Consider the following 1,736-nt stretch of genomic DNA (forward strand, 5'->3'; position numbering starts at 1 on the left):
GGCGAGATAGCGCATGTCCATGTAATCATCTACTAAGCTGGGAGTTCGTTGTTCCACCTCATCGAGCCCCAGATAATTATTGGACAGGGCAACCGAGCAACCAAGAACACGCATGGCTGCAATTTTCATGGCCGTCTTGAGCCTTAGTGCATACGAGTAGCCGATCAGGAAACTATCGTGGATGCATAGGACAGGTATCCGCTGTCTGGTGAAGTGTCTGATCACCATTGAAGCCATCAAACTGTCCGTGTTCATCAGCGATATCCCACGATCCGCGCAGAGGTCCTCCTCGAGGAAAGGGTGTTTCTTGATAGCAGCGTCTAACACCAGCCGAAGTTCCGCATTCTTCATCGACTTTGCCATCGAGCCAACTGGAGAAGCGTCCCGGAACGCACTATAAGCTGACCGCTCGTTCTTGGCATTCAGAGCCATGAGGATCAGCAGTTTCACCAACTTGCGCTGCTTCACGTTATCCAATTCAGGCAATAATTCATCATCCAGCTCATAAGGATCACCCTCCAGCTCCACTCCTCTCTTTGCTGCCAGAATCCCAACATGAAGGGCTTGATAGTCCACCTCGACAGTCGGTTCGTCATTGATGTGGATGCGCTTTCGAACCTCTGAACCCACCGATTGCCACCAACCGCCATAGAGGCGACCACCGCATAACCAGTCGTTGCGATTGAAGACACGGTGAACGAAGTTATCAAACCCACAGATGGGAACTCGGGTTGTCTCGCCCGCGCGGACACCAGACTTAATCGGGCGCTCAATGAAAGTGTCTTCCTGATCGGGTATGTCGATGAAGGTGCGCAGCAGCAGGCTGTTGTACTTCATCAGATCTGCTCTCATCTGCTCAGTTGCCGGAGTATCCTTGTATTCGATGTTTCTTTCTGACGTCTCGTTGGATCGCATGAGAATGCACTCCTTTCTCGGATGGGTCAGGATATGCTGTGGTCCGAACTTAGCTTCCCGAAACATCTGCCTAAGCGGTTCTGCCGCCCTTATCCGGGTGGTGCGGTTCGTGCTGGCTCCGGGACCGGCATAGCTGCCAGCCGCCAACGAGATGTAACCAACTTCGTGCAGGCGATGGATTATCTTCGGTGCCAATCGGGACAACCCAATCTTGTTATACCGAGAATCTGTGTTCCAGGCCGTGTTGCTCATTGCCACGCCAACAGACAGCTCAGGGTCGGCATCCCAAGCCACATAAAGATCAAGCAATATGGTCCGAAGTTGAACGAAACTGTTGGCCTTGGGTCTCACGCCACCCTTCTTTGGGCTGCTGCTTTCTGGTTCCCCATAACATTTTGCCCAGACCTGCTTGGTCAGATGGGTAACATTCGGGTGTTCCGAATATCGGTGAACATCTAGTAGTTTGGAGTAGTGCGGATTTGTGATCGGAAAAGCATCTAGGGTCTTTCCAGCGTGTGTTTCTTCCATGAGTCAATTTGGTCCTCAATATATGCGACCACGCCCAGAGCACACTGAGGCCCTGAAGACGTGACAAGCCGAGCGAAACCGAAGACAGCATTAAGCCATCAACGAGACAGACCTCGACTGTGGTGTTTGTTGTAAGCTGAGATGAGGAGGCTCTTGCGGAACCTCATAGCGGACCAAACCGCTATAGCGCCTCTGGACGCTGGTCATGGTGCCCACGGGATGCGGGCGGTTAACATGATTAATAAATGGGTGTGACTATCTGCTTTGCAAGTTGACGGAGATAATTTTTTTCT

Annotated in this window: 1 protein-coding gene; it reads right to left on the reverse strand. The window is 51.8% G+C overall.

Translation table 11 applies throughout. The annotated features are described in order from the left end of the window. Positions 1-1,443, reverse strand: a 1,443-nt coding sequence (locus GS632_RS21940) for a hypothetical protein (RefSeq protein ID WP_171722505.1), incomplete at its 3' end; no start/stop codon positions are given. Positions 1,444-1,736: the final 293 nt, after the last annotated feature.

It is taken from the genome of Ruegeria sp. HKCCD7296, from assembly GCF_013110775.1.
In the GTDB taxonomy this organism is placed as follows: domain Bacteria; phylum Pseudomonadota; class Alphaproteobacteria; order Rhodobacterales; family Rhodobacteraceae; genus Ruegeria.